Origin of the sequence: Facklamia sp. P13055 (assembly GCF_050409445.1) — a bacterium.
Taxonomy (GTDB): domain Bacteria; phylum Bacillota; class Bacilli; order Lactobacillales; family Aerococcaceae; genus Facklamia.
Map to the genome: position 1 here is coordinate 16,081 of NZ_JBNUPL010000001.1, position 18,753 is coordinate 34,833.

General features: G+C 35.1%; 17 protein-coding genes. 12 read left to right on the top strand and 5 right to left on the bottom strand.

What is annotated here, in order from left to right:
- The first annotated feature begins 137 nt into the window (after positions 1 to 137).
- Both grdC and grdD read left to right on the top strand, forming a co-directional pair.
- Positions 138 to 1,685, top strand: coding sequence for a glycine/sarcosine/betaine reductase complex component C subunit beta (gene grdC, locus ACQV2O_RS00075; RefSeq protein WP_428872812.1), 1,548 nt, complete (start codon positions 138 to 140; stop codon positions 1,683 to 1,685).
- Positions 1,686 to 1,700: 15 nt separating this feature from the next.
- A complete protein-coding gene (gene grdD, locus ACQV2O_RS00080) occupies positions 1,701 to 2,855 on the top strand; it encodes a glycine/sarcosine/betaine reductase complex component C subunit alpha (RefSeq protein WP_428874629.1) in 1,155 nt (384 codons plus the stop codon).
- Between the two features lie 684 nt (positions 2,856 to 3,539).
- Here the strand turns inward: grdD and ACQV2O_RS00085 are convergent.
- Positions 3,540 to 4,070: a hypothetical protein gene (locus ACQV2O_RS00085; RefSeq protein WP_428872814.1), complete on the bottom strand. Its 531-nt coding sequence runs from the start codon at positions 4,068 to 4,070 to the stop codon at positions 3,540 to 3,542.
- A gap of 106 nt (positions 4,071 to 4,176) precedes the next feature.
- On the bottom strand, positions 4,177 to 4,404 hold the full coding sequence (locus ACQV2O_RS00090) for a DUF3343 domain-containing protein (protein WP_428872815.1): 228 nt from the start codon (positions 4,402 to 4,404) through the stop codon (positions 4,177 to 4,179).
- Positions 4,405 to 4,608: 204 nt separating this feature from the next.
- Here ACQV2O_RS00090 and ACQV2O_RS00095 point away from each other — a divergent pair, with 204 nt between their 5' ends.
- From ACQV2O_RS00095 to ACQV2O_RS00140, 10 genes are all read left to right on the top strand, one after another.
- Entirely contained in the window at positions 4,609 to 5,124 is a 516-nt protein-coding gene (locus ACQV2O_RS00095; protein ID WP_428872816.1) for an SGNH/GDSL hydrolase family protein, read from the top strand.
- Between the two features lie 299 nt (positions 5,125 to 5,423).
- The gene (locus tag ACQV2O_RS00100) at positions 5,424 to 5,822 is read left to right on the top strand and encodes a GrdX family protein (RefSeq protein WP_428872818.1); all 399 of its coding nucleotides are present in this window, start codon (positions 5,424 to 5,426) and stop codon (positions 5,820 to 5,822) included.
- 36 nt (positions 5,823 to 5,858) lie between these two features.
- A complete protein-coding gene (locus tag ACQV2O_RS00105; RefSeq protein WP_428872819.1) occupies positions 5,859 to 7,145 on the top strand; it encodes a glycine/sarcosine/betaine reductase component B subunit in 1,287 nt (428 codons plus the stop codon).
- Between the two features lie 23 nt (positions 7,146 to 7,168).
- The gene (gene grdB / locus ACQV2O_RS00110; protein ID WP_428874630.1) at positions 7,169 to 8,470 is read left to right on the top strand and encodes a glycine reductase complex selenoprotein B; all 1,302 of its coding nucleotides are present in this window, start codon (positions 7,169 to 7,171) and stop codon (positions 8,468 to 8,470) included.
- A gap of 702 nt (positions 8,471 to 9,172) precedes the next feature.
- Positions 9,173 to 10,027, top strand: coding sequence for a glutathione S-transferase C-terminal domain-containing protein (locus ACQV2O_RS00115; RefSeq protein ID WP_428874631.1), 855 nt, complete (start codon positions 9,173 to 9,175; stop codon positions 10,025 to 10,027).
- 111 nt (positions 10,028 to 10,138) lie between these two features.
- On the top strand, positions 10,139 to 10,669 hold the full coding sequence (locus tag ACQV2O_RS00120; RefSeq protein WP_428872823.1) for an NADPH-dependent FMN reductase: 531 nt from the start codon (positions 10,139 to 10,141) through the stop codon (positions 10,667 to 10,669).
- 189 nt (positions 10,670 to 10,858) lie between these two features.
- The gene (locus ACQV2O_RS00125; RefSeq protein ID WP_258435605.1) at positions 10,859 to 11,062 is read left to right on the top strand and encodes a cold-shock protein; all 204 of its coding nucleotides are present in this window, start codon (positions 10,859 to 10,861) and stop codon (positions 11,060 to 11,062) included.
- Positions 11,063 to 11,259: 197 nt separating this feature from the next.
- Positions 11,260 to 12,744 carry an N-acetylglucosamine-specific PTS transporter subunit IIBC gene (gene nagE / locus ACQV2O_RS00130; RefSeq protein ID WP_428872824.1) on the top strand — a complete coding sequence of 495 codons (1,485 nt, stop codon included), beginning with the start codon at positions 11,260 to 11,262 and terminating at the stop codon, positions 12,742 to 12,744.
- Positions 12,745 to 12,879: 135 nt separating this feature from the next.
- Positions 12,880 to 13,815 (top strand): AEC family transporter, encoded by a 936-nt coding sequence (locus tag ACQV2O_RS00135; protein WP_428872826.1) that lies wholly within the window; start codon positions 12,880 to 12,882, stop codon positions 13,813 to 13,815.
- A gap of 22 nt (positions 13,816 to 13,837) precedes the next feature.
- Positions 13,838 to 14,491 carry a YggS family pyridoxal phosphate-dependent enzyme gene (locus ACQV2O_RS00140; protein ID WP_428874737.1) on the top strand — a complete coding sequence of 218 codons (654 nt, stop codon included), beginning with the start codon at positions 13,838 to 13,840 and terminating at the stop codon, positions 14,489 to 14,491.
- Positions 14,492 to 14,556: 65 nt separating this feature from the next.
- Here the strand turns inward: ACQV2O_RS00140 and lepB are convergent, their stop codons facing one another.
- The 3 genes from lepB to ACQV2O_RS00155 all read right to left on the bottom strand — a co-directional run bounded on the left by lepB (position 14,557) and on the right by ACQV2O_RS00155 (position 18,732).
- Positions 14,557 to 15,063, bottom strand: a complete 507-nt coding sequence (gene lepB, locus ACQV2O_RS00145) for a signal peptidase I (protein ID WP_428874632.1) — start codon at positions 15,061 to 15,063, stop codon at positions 14,557 to 14,559.
- 362 nt (positions 15,064 to 15,425) lie between these two features.
- On the bottom strand, positions 15,426 to 17,711 hold the full coding sequence (locus ACQV2O_RS00150) for a glycogen/starch/alpha-glucan phosphorylase (protein ID WP_428872830.1): 2,286 nt from the start codon (positions 17,709 to 17,711) through the stop codon (positions 15,426 to 15,428).
- A gap of 187 nt (positions 17,712 to 17,898) precedes the next feature.
- Positions 17,899 to 18,732: a DUF368 domain-containing protein gene (locus tag ACQV2O_RS00155; RefSeq protein ID WP_428874633.1), complete on the bottom strand. Its 834-nt coding sequence runs from the start codon at positions 18,730 to 18,732 to the stop codon at positions 17,899 to 17,901.
- Positions 18,733 to 18,753 lie beyond the last annotated feature (21 nt).

Genomic DNA, 18,753 nt, shown 5'->3' on the forward strand with positions numbered 1-18,753 from the left:
TATATCTAAAAGGAGGGCCAGTAAAAGCAGTTTGCTTATGCTGGCTTTTTTATTCAGAGAGTTCTAAAGACTTGCTTTTTTAACAGATATGTGAAATAATATACAATATAAACTAACCATAAAAAAGGAGAATGCAAATGACTCTTCCAGTATTGAAAGGTGCAGCTTATACTCTAGCACATACACCTAATATGTTAATTCATAATGGTACGACTCAAACCACTGAGCGCATCACCACTCCAGATTCTGAATATCTTAAGAATATAGATAAACATTTACGTAGTTACGAAGAGGTTCTAACAGACCCTAATAACCAAACGTATATTAATAATATGCATTATTCTGAATTGAAAAAAATTGAAGAACCACGTTTCAAAACTAAAGCTGAAGGTGGACGTTACTCAAAACGTGGCGAAATTATGCCAGAGATTGAATTTTACGGACTACTTTCAATCGTAGACGTATTTGACTTAGTATATCTTGAAGAAGGATTTGCTGCTAAGGTAAAAGAAGTTATGGCAGAAAATGAAATCTTTAAAGATGATGTGGACAAGATTAAAAACACCGAATCGGCTGAATGGTTACAAAAACATATCGATGAGTATGAAGCTGAGGGACTATATTATGAAGGTGAATTAGTCGGCGTGGTTTCACGTGCCCACGATATTGACCCTAACTTAAATGCTCATATCATGCTAGAAAACTTAGTTAACAAAGCTTCAGGTGTTTTATCTTTACGCCACTTATTACGAGATACTGAAGATATCAATGCTGAAGACATTGAATATGTGATTGAGGCATCAGAAGAAGCAATCGGCGACATGAACCAGCGTGGTGGGGGTAACATGGCTAAAGCTATTGCAGAGCTTTGCGGTCTAAAAAATGCTTCAGGATCTGACTTACGTGCTTTCTGTGGGGCACCAACACATGCCTTGATCAGTGCAGCTTCATTAGTAAGAGCTGGAACATATAAAGCAGTAGCGGTTGTTGCCGGAGGTTCTACTGCTAAATTAGGTATGAATGGTAAATCTCATTATGAAAAAGATATGCCATTATTAGAGGATTCAGTAGCTGGTGTGGCCTACTTAATTTCTCAAAACGATGGAAAGAGCCCAGTGATCCGTACAGATGTTACTGGACGTCATACTGTTTCATCTGGTTCTTCACCTCAAGCGGTTATGACTGCTTTGGTAGGAGATCCTTTAGATAAAGCAGGCTTAACTATTCCAGATGTTGACATTTTCTCAGTTGAAATGCAAAACCCAGATATTACTAAATCTGCTGGTGCTGGAGATGTGCCAACTGCTAACCTTAAGATGATTGGTGCGGTAGGAGTATTACGTAAAGAATTAGAACGTGCTGATTTAGCTAACTTTGTTGCAGAAAAAGGAATTCCTGGTTGGGCACCAACTCAAGGTCATATTCCTTCAGGAGCTCCTTACCTAGGATTCGCTTATGACGATATGACAAGTGATTCAGGTATTAATCGGGCAATGATCGTTGGTAAGGGTTCATTATTCTTAGGACGTATGACTAACTTATTTGACGGGGTATCAATAATTATTGAACGTAACTCAGGAGAAGTTGAAACAGCTGTTGACGGCGACTTGAAAGAAGTTGTTAAAGCAGAAGTTGCTAAGGCATTACGCCAATTTGCTGAAAACTTTTCATCAGAAGAAGAATAGAGGTGAGCAATACGCATGTCTAACCAAGTGAATCAAGCAATTAAAGATGTTATAAACGAATTAGCTCATACGTTAGAGAGCGGTCAAGTTGGACCATCTATTAAGATTGGTCTAACCATCAATGGCTCTGAACTAGGGTTTGATGTTATGCGTGAAGCAGCTGCTCTGGCAAAATCAGAAGGTCTATTTGAAGTCGTTCTGATTGGTGAAAAATTAGACTGGACTGAAGAATACGAACATTATGAAGCTAATGATGAATCAGCGGTTGAAGAAACGCTTGAAAAATTATTAAATGATGGAACTATTCATGGGGCAGTAACACTTCACCATACATTCCCGATTGGTGTATCAACTGTAGGCCGTGTAATTTCACCTGCTTTAGGGCGTGAAATGTTCATTGCTACAACTACTGGTACTACAGCTACTGTCCGTACAGAAGCAATGGTCTTAAACGCTATTAATGGTATCGCAGTGGCTAAAGCCAAAGGAATTCAAAACCCAACAGTTGGAATTGTGAACGTTGACGGAGCTAATACTGTTGAACGTGCTTTAAGACAATTACAAGAAAAAGGCTATGATATTACATTTGGCGAGTCTGCTCGTTCAGATGGTGGCGTAGTTTTACGTGGTAATGACTTGTTATTGGGTTCTGCAGACGTAATGGTTTGTGATTCTTTAACAGGTAATATCTTAATGAAACTATTCGGATCATACACTTCAGGTGGTACTTACGAAACAACTGGATTCGGATATGGTCCAGGTGTTGGAGATGGATACGACCATATTATTAATATCGTATCACGTGCTTCAGGAGCACCTGTTATTGCCAATGCATTAAAATATGCTTTCCAAATGGCTAAAGGTAAATTAACGACTGTAGCTAAGCAAGAATATGAATCTGCTAAAAAAGCAGGTCTTAAGGATGTTCGTGAAGGACTTCAACCTAAGGCTACTGTAGCTGAGGAAGAAATTAAAGCACCAGCTAAAGAAGTAGTTACAGCTCAAATTAACGGAATTGATGTATTAGACCTTGAAGATGCTGTTAAAGCATTATGGAAAGAAGGTATTTACGCTGAATCAGGGATGGGATGTTCAGGTCCTATCGTAATGATTAGTGGCGCAAATGCTAAGAAAGCCAATGAAATTGTTAAAGAAAAAGGTTATATGTAATCACTTTACATAAGTAATTAAAACGGGACTGAGCAAAAAGTCCTAAAAACAGTGGCGAATCATTAAACATGAGATTCGCCACTGTTTTTGTCGTTTAATGAATAAGAATAGTGAATAACAAGCCCAAAATGTCGGGAAGTTTGTAAATAGTGGGGTGATTGTGTGAGATTCATAGTTATTGTAAGGAGACTCCGGTTATTTTTTATCCCTTTTCTCCCCTGAGCTTTATTCTTCGCACAATAAAATTGCGACCAAATACTATCTCAGCATCAAACTAGGATTGAGCGTAAATGTTAGGAATGCTAATCAGCATCGGCTTCTAGCTTCGTGCCATCAGTAAATAAACTTTATCTTGGAAGAGATGGTGGTCATTTAAGACGAAAGTACTGACTGATTAATGGCGCTTCCTGATCCATAGGAATATCAAAGTTTAAATGAAGTAGAATATTATATTTAGCTACGGTTTAGTTTTTATCCATAAAAGCCCCTTTTTATCGGCATCCTAGCTGTTAATTACTATTATGTATAGTATGCAAGAATTATTATTTTAATCAAAACAGCAAAAATCAGCGAGCCTAAGCACTCTGGCTCGCTGATTTTTATGTTGTATTGAGGACTTTTAGCCCAGTCTCCCAGACTGAAGCCAGGGTCTCGATTAAGTTATCCTCAAATGAGGTTTAAGCTTTATTCGAGTAATTCTTTAAGTTTTTCTTCTAAATAGTCCTTAAGCTTTTTACCTTCTATGAGTACCGTTTCGAAATCTGTGAAATCAATACCAAGTTTGAAGAAATTAATTGTCAGTGTATCACCATCAATTTGATCCACGATGTCGTATGCAGGAACAAAATTAATTTTTACTTCTTCATACTTTGTGTCTCCTGAAAAAGTTTCTTTCATTTCATCGACATTTAAAGTTTTAACAGTAGGGAGGGTAAGTTCGACATTTCCAGGATCATCAGCAAAGAATTTGTTGGATTGATAGAATTCTAATTCTTTTTTAGTTGCTTCATTGACTGGTTCATAGTTAATAACGGCCGATAAAACTTTTCTTACTGAGTTTGAATCGAATCCCTCAGTATAGATAACTTCCATTTCTGGACGATTGGCTATATCTAAAAAGTAAGAATCGGTTAATTTTTCACGACGAGCAGCTGTTTGCCAAAAGAAGTCCATTAATTCGATGGTTTCAAAATTAATTTTAATCGTTTTTAACATGTTCATTCTCCTTAATTAACAATTTACACCCATAATTATAACAGATATAAGAACTGAATAAATAGCTGATACTAGAAAATAGATATACTTTGTAAAAAATCTGAAGCTATAAGATTTCTACTTGTTTCAAATTTATATTATTTTTTTCAGCAACCGTTAGTAACACTTCCTTTAAATGAGGTTCAGATCTCCAAGACATTCCACAACCTGCTGAAAGTTCTCGAGGAATCATAACCAGACGACCTTTAATATTAGCGGCTTTAAATTGTGCTTCAGCAGCTATGGCATCAGTTGTAGAATCAAATGTTAAATACAAATATTTATTTTTAGTCATATTAAACCTTCTTTCTAAAACAATAAGATAGCTTAATGTTTCTAACTGATATTAATTATAATGGATAATTATTTATAATTCTAACAATTTAAGTTAAATAATACTAATAAACCCATAAACATGTGATCTTGTTCACAAAATTATAATGATGTTATAATAAGATTATATGAATCGGTAACTTAGGAAATTCAAAATGGAGGAAATATGAAAAAGCTTATATTTTTAGGACATTCTATTCTCTCATTTTATAAGAAAGAAAGTATGGGAGACTGGAAGATTATTAACGTATCTAAACAAGGTATTATTGCTAAAGAGGGCCTGCAGATGGCTAAAAAAATTGCTAATGAATTAGTTGAAAGTGATGCAGTTCTTATTATGTTTGGAATTAATGAACTTTATTATCAAATGAAAAAAGAGTCTATTATTACCTATTTGACACAATTATTAGTTTTTATTAGTGAATTGAACCCTAAAATAAGAATAGTCCTTTCTGAAATTATTCAAACCGATGAAACCGAAAGACTAAAACCAGAAAAAATCACTTGGGTAAATCAAGAACTTAGAAAACTATCAAAAAGATTTCAAATAAAATTATTAACATGGGAACGAGTTTATGACTCAAACGGTAAGATTTCGGATAGATATACTATTGATGGTATCCACTTAACGAAAGAAGGCTATGCAATTTTTGAAGATAACTTACTCCAATTGTTAAATTAGAGTCTAAATCACTCACATTTTACAAGTTATCTATTCCAATATATTGTTCACTAATCTAATAAATTTTTTTAAACTTGTTAGAGTTTTAGGTGATTTTTATATTGATTTTATAAACAGAACACATTTGGAAAATATACTTTATTGGGGAATTTTGTTGTAAATTTTTTTTGTTTTTGTTATAATGTTCACAAGAACTAAGGAGAGTGCGGCCAAGTTTTGGCTTTGTTCTTAACATTTAGAAAAGTCCGATGTAATCGTTCTTAGTTAAATGGCAAGCACTGGCGTCTAGAGGTGAAACCATGAAAATCATATCGAATAATCCAAAAGTGAATGAAACTATCGACCAATGTCCAATCATTTTTATTGATGGGGACTATGGTGATGTTCTTTATGAGACTAAAAAGCTCGTTATTAATGAACATTATGTGTTGTTGACTCATCCACTGAGTGGTTCAATCAAACCGAACGAAACTTTCTACAAATCAATAATTATCACTACTACTAAACAATCACAAATCGATCTAGAAAGTCTCGAGATAATTGAACAAGCCATCGCAGTTTATGAAAAATTCATCAAGGACCGAGCAACTCCAAATTGGCTAGATTCAGTCTTGGAGGATTTTGCCACGATCGATTTAGATTTAATGGAGAGTACCCTTCAGCGTATTCATTTTTCACCAGAATTACGCTTTAACTAACTCCTGAATTTAGAAAATAACAATAGAGGTGATTGAATGAAACTTGAATTAGGTAAAATTCAAATTAACGATGTAAAACTTGCAGATTCATCTAAAGTAGAAGGCAATGTTTTATACATCAATGAAGAAGAAATTAAAAATATCGTTTTAGAAGACGATCATATTGCTAATGTTTCAATCGAAATTGCAAAACCTGGTGAGTCAGTACGTATTACACCTATTAAAGATGTTATTGAGCCACGTGGTAAAGTAGATTCAACATCAGAAGTTTTCCCAGGTGTAGTCAGCAAAGTTGATCGCGTTGGGGAAGGCCGTACTCATGTATTAAAAGGTTGTGCGGTCGCTACAGTTGGTAAAATTGTAGGATTTCAAGAAGGTATTGTTGATATGCAAGGGCCTGGTGCTGAATTAACACCATTCTCCCAATTAATCAACATCTGTTTAGTGGTTGAGCCAGCTGAAGGTGTAAAAACATACGCTTATGAGCAAGCAGTTCGTGAAGCTGGATTGAAGGTTGCTAAGCATTTAGGAACATTAGCTGCAGCAACAGAAGCAGACGAAGTGGTAACTTATGAAACAAAACCACTATTGGAACAAATTTCAGAATATCCTGATCTTCCAAAAGTTGGTTATGTATACATGTTACAAACTCAAGGGTTATTACATGATACTTATGTTTATGGAACTGATGCTAAGCATATTGTTCCTTCAATTTTATATCCTACAGAAGTAATGGATGGAGCAGTTATTTCTGGTAACTGTGTGTCTGCATGTGATAAGAATACTACTTACCACCACTTAAACAATCCGATCATTGAGGATCTTTATGAGCGTCATGGTAAAGATATCAACTTTATGGGAGTTATCATCACAAACGAAGCTGTATATTTAAATGATAAGAAACGTTCATCTGATTGGACATCTAAATTATGTTCATTCCTAGGTTTAGATGGTGTAATTGTTTCTCAAGAAGGATTCGGTAACCCTGATACTGACTTGATCATGAATACTAAGAAGATTGAAGCTGAAGGCGTTAAAACAGTAATTGTTACTGATGAGTACGCTGGACGCGATGGAGCTTCTCAAGGATTAGCAGACGCTGATAAATCTGCAAACGCAGTTGTAACAGGTGGAAATGCCAATGAAGTAGTTGTTTTACCTCCAATGGATAAAGTTATCGGAACATTAGATTATGTTGATACAATTGCCGGCGGATTTGACGGAAGCTTACGTGAAAATGGCGAAATTGAAGTTGAAATTCAAGCAATTACTGGTGCTACAAACGAATTAGGCTTCAACAAACGCACAGCTCGTGGCGTATAATTATTAAATAAGGAGGTAAAACCATGACAAAAAAACGTGTAGTTCATTACATTAATCAATTCTACGCTGGTATCGGTGGAGAAGAAAAAGCTGATACAAAACCATTCAAACAAGATGGTGTTGTAGGACCAGGTGTTGGAATCAATGGTGCAATTGCTGAAAATGGAGAAATCGTTGGAACTGTGGTATGTGGTGACTCATACTTTAATGAAAATACAGATGCTATTAATGAAGTAATCGAAATGATTAAGTCATTTGAACCAGATTTAGTAATCACTGGACCTGCATTTAACGCTGGACGATACGGTGTAGCTGCTGGAGCTGTTGCAACTGCAGTTATGCAAGAATTGAATGTACCAGCTGTTGCCGGTATGTATGAAGAGAACCCTGGTGTTGACATGTATAAGAAAGTTCCTTACATTGTTAAGACTGGTAACTCTGCTGCAACAATGCGTAAAGCAATTCCTGCAATTGCAAATGTTGTTAACAAAATCTTGACAGACCAAGAATTAGACCCAATTACTGACGAATACTTTGAGCGTCACCGTAAAAACTTCTTTACAGAAGATCGCGGTTCTAAACGTGCAGTGGATATGTTAGTTAAGAAATTAGCTGGTGAAGAATTCACTACTGAATTCCCAATGCCTGATTTTGATAATGTAGAACCAGGAAAAGCAATTAAAGACTTAACCAAAGCTAAAATTGCGATTGTTACTTCAGGTGGTATTGTTCCATTTGGTAACCCTGACCATATTGAATCCTCTTCAGCTTCTAAATATGGTCGTTATGACATTTCTGGTGTTGAAGACCTTAAAGAAGGCGAATATGAAACAGCTCACGGTGGTTATGACCCAGTTTATGCTAACCAAGATTCAGATCGTGTTATTCCAGTGGATGTTTTACGTGAAAAAGAACGTAATGGAGAAATTGGCGAATTACATAACTATTTCTATACTACTGTAGGTAATGGTACTTCAGTTGCATCATCAAAAGCATTTGCTTCTGAAATTGCTAAGGACTTAGTAGACCATAATGTAGATGCAGTTATTCTAACCTCCACTTGAGGTACTTGTACTCGTTGCGGAGCAACAATGGTAAAAGAAATCGAAAAAACAGGTTTACCTGTAGTACATATGGCAACTGTAACACCTATCTCATTAACAGTAGGTGCTAACCGTATCGTTCCTGCAATTGCTATTCCTCACCCACTAGGTAATCCTTCATTATCAATGGAAGAAGAATACAAATTACGTACTCACTTAGTAGACAAAGCTTTGAAAGCTTTAACTACCGAAGTTACAGAACAAACTGTTTTTGAAGACTAATTAATCTTCATTATAAAGGGGCTAGGATAAAAGGTTTTCTCAGTCGCCTCAAAACTTACAGCGAGCCTAGATTGGAAAGTTACTTTCCAAACTAGGCTCGCTGCTTTGTGTATTTACGTAGATTATAGGACCGAAAAAGTCCGATTAACGATTGTATCGTTGACCGGACTTTCTTTAAGGCTTTTGTCCCAACCCGTTTTTGAAACAATAGGAGTTATGAGGATTTTAATAGATGCTTGTCCTGTGAAGGCTGAAGCCATTCAAATAGCTCAGCTTATAAGATTAAGGTCTTTGTTATAACGACAATAGATTATTTTTCAAATAGAATATTTGTTTTTGATTTGGTAGAGACCATCTATATTGAAGCAGCTGCAGATACGATTAATTATTTTTTCCCAATGCTAAAAAGCTAATATTATAATTACTCAAGATTATGGCATAACTTCTTTATTATTTTCAAAATATCGCGTGAATTATCATTCTGACAGATTATATATTGAATATAATAGAGAACATCTTTTCTTCAAAAGACATTTAGGACAAAATGCGGAAAGCTGGTAAAAGAATCAAGGGGCCTAGCAAGTATAATCCAATGGATTGTAAAGAATTTATTTATAATCTTGCCAATTTAATTACGAATAGTGAGCATTAAATTCTAAAGAAGAGTAAGAGACTGCTATAATGAGACAAAGGAGTGATTTTATGCCAAAAGTATATAAAGAAGATTTTGCTTATCCAGTAGAAGCAAATCGTTATCGTCTTGTGTTTAGTTTTCCATGTCCTTATGCTCAAAGGGCTGATATTGCTAGAAGATTACTAGGTTTGGATAAAGTAGTTAGTCTAGCTATCGCTAGTCCAATAAAAACTAGTAAAGTATGGGATTTTTCTAATGAAACTGGAGGCAAAGATGCGATTTTAGAAGTTGAATATGTTTCGGAACTTTATAAAAATACTGATCCAGAATATGAGGGTCCTTTTTCTGTACCTGCATTAATTGATATTAAAACTAAGACAGTGGTTAACTCTGAGTCACTAGATATTTTAAGAGACTTTACAACCCGTTTTAAACCTTTTCATGCTGACAATGCTCCAGATCTTTATCCAGAAAATTTGAGATCAGAGATTGATAGTTGGATCCAAAAAATAATTGATGAAGTATTGGGAGGAGCAAATCGTGCGGGATATACTCGCTCTCAAGAAGAATTTGATCAAAATGCAGAGGCTTACTTTAAAGTATTAGCCGAGTTAGATCAACATTTCGCTGAGAATCAGTTTTTATTAGGTGATCAATTGACTGAAGCCGATTTAATATTATATACCCCTTTAATCCGTCATGATTTACTTTATATGCCAATCTATGGCTTATTCCATCATTCATTGCGCGATTACCCTAATTTATGGCGCTATATGAAACAACTTTATCAAATGCCAGCCTTCAAAGCCACTACTAGCTTTAGAGACTATCAAATTGGACAATATTCTGGAAGAACAGGACGTATTTTTTTTCGCAGAGAAGTAGTTCCAATGCTACCAGATCTTTCACATTGGGAGAAATAAAATATAAAAAAATTAACTATTCCTCTTGCTTTTATTCCGAATTCGAGATAAAATACATATGTTCAGTAAAATAACTACTAGAACAAATACATATAAAAAGGATGATTAAATATGACTAAACTAGGTGTAATTGTAGGATCAACTCGGAAAAATTCTTTTTCTAAACAATGGGCAGATAATATTGTGACTTTATACCCTGAGGGAACAGAAGTAGAGTTTTTAGATATTGCAAACTTACCTCTTTATAACCAAGATTTGGATGAAAATTCACCACAAGCCTACACTGATTTCCGTGAAGCAGTGAAACGCCAAGATCTGATTTTATTCGTAACTCCAGAGCATAACCGTACAATCTCAGCAGCATTAAAAAATGCATTAGACGTTGCTTCTCGTCCATGGGGACAATCTGTATGGAATGGCAAACCAGCTTTAATTGCGTCCCATTCAATTTCTGCTATGGGTGGCTCAATAGCCAATAAAGATTTGGTTAAGATTCTTTCATTTTTAAATATGCCAACAGTGGGACAACCTGAGGTTATGTTACCAAGTTCAGCTAATTTATTGAACGATGGTAAAGCTCCTCAAGATACCTTAGACTTCTTACAAACTGCTGTAGATGCACACTTAAATTTATTAAAATAAGTTCGTTTTTCGAATTATAAAGCATGAAGGATAGTAGTGATTGACTAATATGACTAATTACAGTATACTTAATTGAGTAGAGAGTAATAAAATATTTAAAAGCTTAATTCATTATCATAATTAATCCTTTTCTTTATCTTATGTAACATCTGCAAAAAAATCGCGCTCAGCGCAAGGAGGATTTCATTTATGAATAATGGAACAGTAAAATGGTTTAACTCAGAAAAAGGTTTTGGCTTTATTGAACAAGAAAATGGTGAAGATGTATTCGTGCATTTCTCAGCGATTAATAACGAAGGCTTCAAGACTTTAGAAGAGGGCCAAAAAGTAACTTTTGATGTTGAATCAGGAGAACGTGGCTTACAAGCTAGTAATGTGTCAGTTGTAGCATAATCTTAAATATAAACATTCAAACGACAAACTTTTGGTTTGTCGTTTCTTTTTTTGCTAGATTTTAGAAGAGATCGTTAAAAAAATTAGCCCAACACCTCCTTTTAGTGTTCACACTAAAATGTAAATTTACATTTATGATTGTAAACGCTTCGAAATTGAGGTATATTATATATGATAAATAAAAAGGAGTGAAAAATATGTATCCATATTTACAAAGACTGGGACGTTCATTAATGTTACCAGTTGCGGTACTACCTGTTGCTGCCTTAATGCTAGGGATCGGCTATGCAATTGACTCTCAAGGTGGGAACCAGTTCAGTGCTTTATTGATGACTGCTGGAGATACCATTCTCAGTAATTTAGGCATTCTATTTGCTTTGGGTGTTGCTTTAGGTATGTCTAACGATCGAGATGGGTCAAGTGCCTTATCAGGTTTAGTCGCATTTTTAATGGTTACTACATTACTGAAACCGGATAAATTAACAGATATTGTCAATATTCCTTTAGAAGAATTATCCTATTCTTTTGAAAAAATAGATAATGCTTTTATCGGAATTATATCCGGTCTTACCGCTTCATCACTTTATAATAAATTCTCAAAAACTAGATTACCTGATGCATTTGCTTTCTTCTCTGGGCGTCGAATGGTTCCCATTTTGACTTCAATTGCTATGATTTTTGTTTCAGGATTATTATATTTTATCTGGCCACCTGTTTATGAAGGGCTAGTAGGCTTTGGAGAATGGATTTCAGGGATGGGCTGGTTCGGAGCAGCCTTATATGGTTTCTTCAACCGTCTACTAATTCCTACCGGTTTACACCATGCTTTAAATGCTGTTTTCTGGTTCGACTTAATAGGTATTAATGATATCGGTAATTTCTGGGCATCTGTAGGTGAAAAGGGTGTTACAGGAATGTATCAAGCTGGCTTCTTCCCGGTTATGATGTTTGGTTTACCAGCTGCTGGTTTAGCGATCTATCGTAAGGCTGATCCTCGCTACCGTAAAGAAGTAGGGTCCTTATACTTAGCAGGCGCAGTCACAGCTTTTGTTACAGGTGTTACTGAACCCATTGAATTTTCGTTTATGTTTATAGCCCCAGTTCTTTATTTTGCTCATGCTATTTTATCAATGCTATCTTTAGGATTTGCTGCCTTTATGCAATGGACAGCTGGTTTTGGCTTTTCTGCCGGAGCAATCGACTTTATTTTATCTTCACAAATTCCAATAGCGAACAAGCCCTTTATGTTAATATTACAAGGCTTAGTTTTCGCCGGTCTATATTATTTGGTCTTCTCTTTCTTAATTGAAAAATTGGATATTGCTTCACCAGGAAGAAAAGGTCCTTTGTCTTTAGACTTTGATGCTGGAAGTGGGCGAAAAGGTTCATTACCTGAAAAGGATTCTAAAGAATTAAAGGATTCAAAAGCCGAAAAAGAATACCAACAAGCTCGCCGCATTCTTGAAGCTTTAGGTGGTAAAGACAATATTGAAAACTTTACCAATTGCGCGACACGACTTCGCTTGAATGTTAAAGACACCTCAGTAATTGACCAAGAAAAAATAAAATCTTCTGGCGCTGCGGGTGTTAAGATCATGGGAGAAAATGCAGCCCACGTAATTATTGGAACGAATGTTCAATTTGTGGCAGATGCTTTACATGATGTTATGGACGAAGAATAATAAGTTAGATATAAATTGAGTAGGAGGCTAGCCATTAGTTGACTAGCCTCCTACTTGATTGGTGGTAACTTCCTTCAGGGGATAAGTTGAGTTATAATAATATCTAGTAAAATGTTATGAAAGATTGAGGGAGATATGGATTTAGCACTCATCATTTTTAAGCAATTAATTATACTGATTTCCATAGCGGTGATTGGGTTTAGTTTAGTTAAAAAAGAACTTCTGACGCAAACGACCATTAGTCAATTGAATACGGTAATTGTTAAATATTTGACCCCTTTGATAATTATCGAAGCTTTTTTTAAGCCGATTCAGCAAGACCTTATGACTCAGTTTTTCTTAGCAATGATTATTTATATTATTTTTCTGTTAATGAGGATCTACGTAGGGCATTGGTATTTTGGGAAAAATGAGGATGGGGTATCCAAGTTTGCAACAGTCTTTGGTAATGTTGGTTTTATTGGTATTCCTCTGACCTTAGCAGTTTTCGAACCTTCCTATGTCATGATTACCACAGGCTTATTTCTAGTTACAAATTTCTTTTCTTGGACACTTGGTTTAAAAATGATTAGAGCCAAAGAAAAAGAACCAAAAATAACATTCTCTGCTCGTCCAATTCTGTTTGCTTTTCTGATAGGAGTAGTCATTCAAGTTTTTAAGATCTCTGTTCCATCGGTTGTATCCGAAGGGATTCATCAATTAAATCAGGTTTATTCCCCGATTGCTATGATTATTCTAGGTGCTTATTTTGAAGACATTGCTACTTTATCTGACTATCTTGATTGGAAATTGTGGAAAATAGCTAGCATAAAGCTTATTATTTGGCCTTTAATTAATTTGATTATGCTATTGTTCATCCCTGGTTTAACCTTTGAAAGTTTTTTTATTTTAGTAATGATACTAGCTGGACCTTCTGCTATGATGACAGCTCTTTTAAGTCAAATTGTAGGTGGTGATTATTTAAGTGGAGCAAAAATTGTTTTACTGACAACAATGTGTTCACTTGTTACCATTCCTTTAATACTCAATTTAGCTACATGGCTTTTTGAAAACTATTATCTATTTTCTTAGGAGGAATCACGTGGATAAAAAAATATTAGCAACCAATTTAGCAAGTGTACTCGAAGACATTTCGACCTATCCGACTCATATGGTGGCGATCACTAAATTTGTGGATGCTGAAACGACGAGAGAGTTATATAATTTAGGCGTTCGAGATATGGGCGAAAATCGCTCGGATAAATTCTTAGCAAAACTAGAAGCTTTGAATGATATTGCATCAGAAATTACTTGGCACTTTGTTGGTCACCTCCAATCTCGTCAAGTGAAATTGATTATTAATCAGATCGATTATTTACATTCACTGGATCGATTATCATTAGCCAAAGAAATTCAAAAAAGAGCAGATCGGACAGTAAAATGCTTTCTACAAGTCAATGTTTCAGGTGAAGAGACGAAAGGCGGATTTGATCCGGATCGTGTCATAGAGGCGGTAGAAGCCATTAAAGACTATAACAAAATTGAAATAGTCGGTTTAATGACGATGGCGCCGATTGATGCCAGCGAAACGGAACTTCATCATTATTTTGCCGAATTAAAAGAATTACAAGTATTAATACTTGGCAAGAATTATCCATGGGCTCCTTGTGGAGAGCTAAGTATGGGGATGTCACGGGACTATCGCATCGCCTTAGAAGAAGGAGCGACTTACATTCGAGTGGGCAGTGCCTTGTATGATCAAAAATAAATATTTTTAAAGAGGAGTTTAAACGATCGTTTAAACTCCTCTTTATTATAATTATTATATTTCGGTTAGAAGGTAGTTAGTTTGTCAAAAGGAAAGAGGATTATTTTAATTTCTGAAAGTAGTTTTTTTTCAGGTATTAAACCGATTTTTCTTGAATCTACCGAACTTTTACGATTATCGCCTAAGCAATATAAGTAACCTTCTGGGATCGAATCAACTTTAAGATCCTGTGTTACTTGGTCTGTTAAATAGGGCTCATCAATTTTTTCACCATTGATATAAAGTATATTATCAATATATTCAATGGTATCTCCCGGAAGGCCAATAACTCTCTTAATATATTTTTTCTTTTTTTCCGGAACGTTAAATACTACTATATCAAAACGGTCAATCTTAGTAATTTGACTTCCTATAACGATATCGTTTTGTTCAAAGGTATTCATCATAGAAGCTCCTTCAACTTTATAAACACTGAAGATAAAAAGTCTTAGCATCATTAGGACGATAAAGAGTGAAATAAACCACTTATTATCTCTTACTAAAGACTGGATTGTATTCATTTCAATTCTCATTATATGTCTCCTTACATTCCATAAATCACGAAAACATTTTTTAATAATTATGCAAATAGAACTAAGTTATGAATAAAAAATTTTATAAGAAAAAGATTTAAATAAAGGCAATAGCTTTTCTCCTATTCTTTCTTCATAGCATATTTGCATATTTTGAAACTAATTGTAAATAATATCCATTCTCTAAAGTTATTTCTGATTTAGTAGGTGTTACATTGAGTAGAATGATATTATCGAGTGTCTTTACCTAATTGAATTATCAAAAGATCAGCGCTAAGAAAGATTTATTTAAATAGTCTTATTCAATTAATTAGATAGGAGAGCTACCGTTTAATAATAGATAAAACACCCTCTCTTTTCATTTATTCATCACCATAAGAGACCGGCAAATGCCAAATGGCATCATTATAGTCTCCAATGGTCCGATCACTTGAGAAGAAGCCAGAATTTGCAATATTAACAACTGATTTTTGATACCAAGTGTCAATATCCTCATAGTCTCTTAGCATCTGTTCCTTAGTTGCAATATAGTCTTCTAAATCAATCAAAGTCATAAAATAATCCTTATGAATTAACTCCTGATGCAGACGGTTTAAACGCTCTTCGTTACCAAAATACAACATACCATGGGAAACAATGAAGTCTACTAGAGGTTTGATCGTTTCTCTTTGATAATATTCATTGGATGAATAACCATTACTTTTATAGAGTTGAATAATTTCCTGACTTTCTTTTCCAAAAATATAGATATTATCTTGGCCAACTTTTTCAAAAATTTCAACATTAGCACCATCTAAGGTACCAATCGTTAGGGCACCGTTTGCCATAAATTTCATATTTCCTGTACCCGAAGCTTCTTTTGAAGCCAAGGAAATTTGTTCAGAAATATCGGCTGCCGGAATAAGATAGGAAGCATTGGTAACATTATAATTTTCAACCATTATTACTTGTAAGTGTGGAGCCACCACCTTATCTAAACTAATCAATTGTGACAAAGTTAAGATAAGATGAATAATATCTTGTGCAATTGTATAGGCGGGTGCAGCTTTTCCTCCAAAAATAACGGTAATAGGTGTTTCAGGAATATTCCCCTTTTTAATATCTAAATATTTATGAATCACCCATAAAGCATTCATCTGTTGTCGTTTATATTCGTGGAATCGTTTGATTTGAATATCAATAATTGAGTGTTCATTAATTGTAATCTTCATTCGGTCTTGCAATCTTTTCTTCAACCGCATCTTGTTATTGTGTTTGATGGCTCTTAGTTTACTTAATGTGCGCTCATCGTCTTTAAAATCTATAAATTGTGAAAGATCAGCATTTCTATGCCAAAGCGTTCCGATTTTAAGGTCTAGATATTCTGAAAGTTCCTTGTTAGCGTCCATTACCCAACGGCGGAAGGTGATGCCATTGGTCATATTGTGGAACTTGTCAGGATAGATCTCATAAAAAGGTTTTAAAGCCGTTGTTTTTAAGATTTCAGTATGTAATTCTGCGACACCGTTGACAGAAAAACCAAAGTGAATGGCTAAATGAGCCATGTGGACATAATTTGAATTATCAATAATCCAAACTTCAGCCTGATCGGGATAGTGTTTTCTAATCACTTGGTCGAGCCGTTGAATAATATTGGCGATTTCTGGCATGATTAATTGAATATCATTGAAAGGCCAAGTTTCTAAGGCTTCGGCTAAAATAGTATGATTTGTAAAAGCAGTAATCTTAGTCACAATTTGATAGGCTTCTTCAAAGTCAATGCCTTCCTTCATTAAAAGGCGCACTAATTCAGGAATTATAAAGCTTGGATGGGTATCATTGATTTGAATAACGGCATAATCAGCTAAATCATGTAAATTGCTACCTTTTTCTTTAGCTTCATGTAGAACAAGTTGCGCTCCATTTGAAACCATAAAATATTGTTGATAAATCCGTAGCAATCTTCCTTCATGGTCTGAATCATCAGGATAGAGGAAGAGTGTAAGGTTTTCTTTAATATTTGTCTTATCAAAATCAATTGAGTCTTCAGAAACAATAGACTCATTGACAGTGTCTAAATCAAATAGACGCAAGCGATTACGATGAGTTTGTTTATAACCTAAAACATCTAAGTCATACAGAGTTGATTTTAGAGTGAAAGAAGCATAGGGGACTTCGAAAGTCAGGTGAGATTTTTTAATCCAGTCTTGACCAGTTAACCATGCATCTGGCACGGTGTGTTGTTGATTATCAAAAAACTCTTGTTTGAATAAACCAAAATGATAATTCAAGCCAATTCCATCACCATTAATCCCCATCTTGGTAATAGAATCGACGAAACAAGCAGCGAGTCTACCGAGGCCGCCGTTTCCTAAGGAAGGTTCTCTTTCAGCATGTTCTATGTCCATTAAGTTCTTTCCGTTAGCGATTAATTCGTTATTAATTTGATTGTAAATACCTAAATTAATTAAATTGTTACTCAATACTTTTCCAATTAAGAATTCTGCAGAAAAGTAATAGAGTTTTCGCTTTTGGTCTTGATCTCGGTAGGGTAATCGGCGAGATTCATCTTTTACCACTTCCATTAATACGGTATATAGTTCTTTATTATCACAATCATAAACTTTTTTTTGAAAGAGGTCTTGAGTATAACGCTCTAGTAAAGTCATAAGTTTCTCCTTTATAGCGATTTATTGAAAAGAATCGTTTTATAACAAAATTCAAATATCCTTTTGTCTTCTTCATTATAAGTGAAAGGGCAATGACCTGCAATTTAATCTACTACTGAATGGGACGAAAAAGGTTCCCATCCATCGATTAAAGCTGATGAATAGGGTGGAGTGTGAACGCTTATAATTAATTAAATTTTTTATACTTCTCTTCTAAGCGTGCCATCCACCAACCTAAAGCACTTCCTAATAAGAGCATGAGGCCGCAAATTGCATAGCCACTAAGTTGAAAACTTGTGTATTCGGTTGGAATGATCATAAAGGTAGATGCCAGAACAACACCGAAAATAAAGTGGAAGAACTTTGCATAGTAGCGGTCAAAAATTCTCTCAATTAGTTTAGACAAGAGCAGTATTGTTAATAGACCACCAACTCCAATTGGAATAATTACAGTCAGGTCTAAACTTTTGAACCCATCAGACATTAGCTTGTACATGCCCATGTAAAGAATAAAATTTGAAGGGCTCAATCCCGGAATCAGAACTCCTAATGCAATCAAAGCACCTGCGATCATCCAAGTAAAGAAGTTTGCTGAAAGCTGTCCGCCAAACCATGATTGTCCAAATATAAGCAAACATAAGGCCGCAATAAAAGAAAGAACCATTACAATCAAATCTGACTGATTGCGTCCTTCTTGACTAGCTTCTTTCCACAGTGAAGGAATCATACCCACTATGCATCCTACAAAAAACCACATGACATAAGTTTCATAATTTTCGAGAACATGGCTAACCCCGAAGGATAGGATGACTATGCCAAACAGGGCACCTAAACCGACAGGTATGAAGAAAATGATGTTTTCAACGAAGTCTTTGGTGATATTAGCTAGAAAACGGATAATTCGTTCATATAAACCAAAAATTGCCGCTAAAGCACCACCAGAGACTCCGGGTAAAATAAAGCCTGATCCAATGAACATGCCTTTGACAAAACGCCAAATCCAATCAATTGTTTTTTTCATAAATTGCCCTCCATAGTTCAA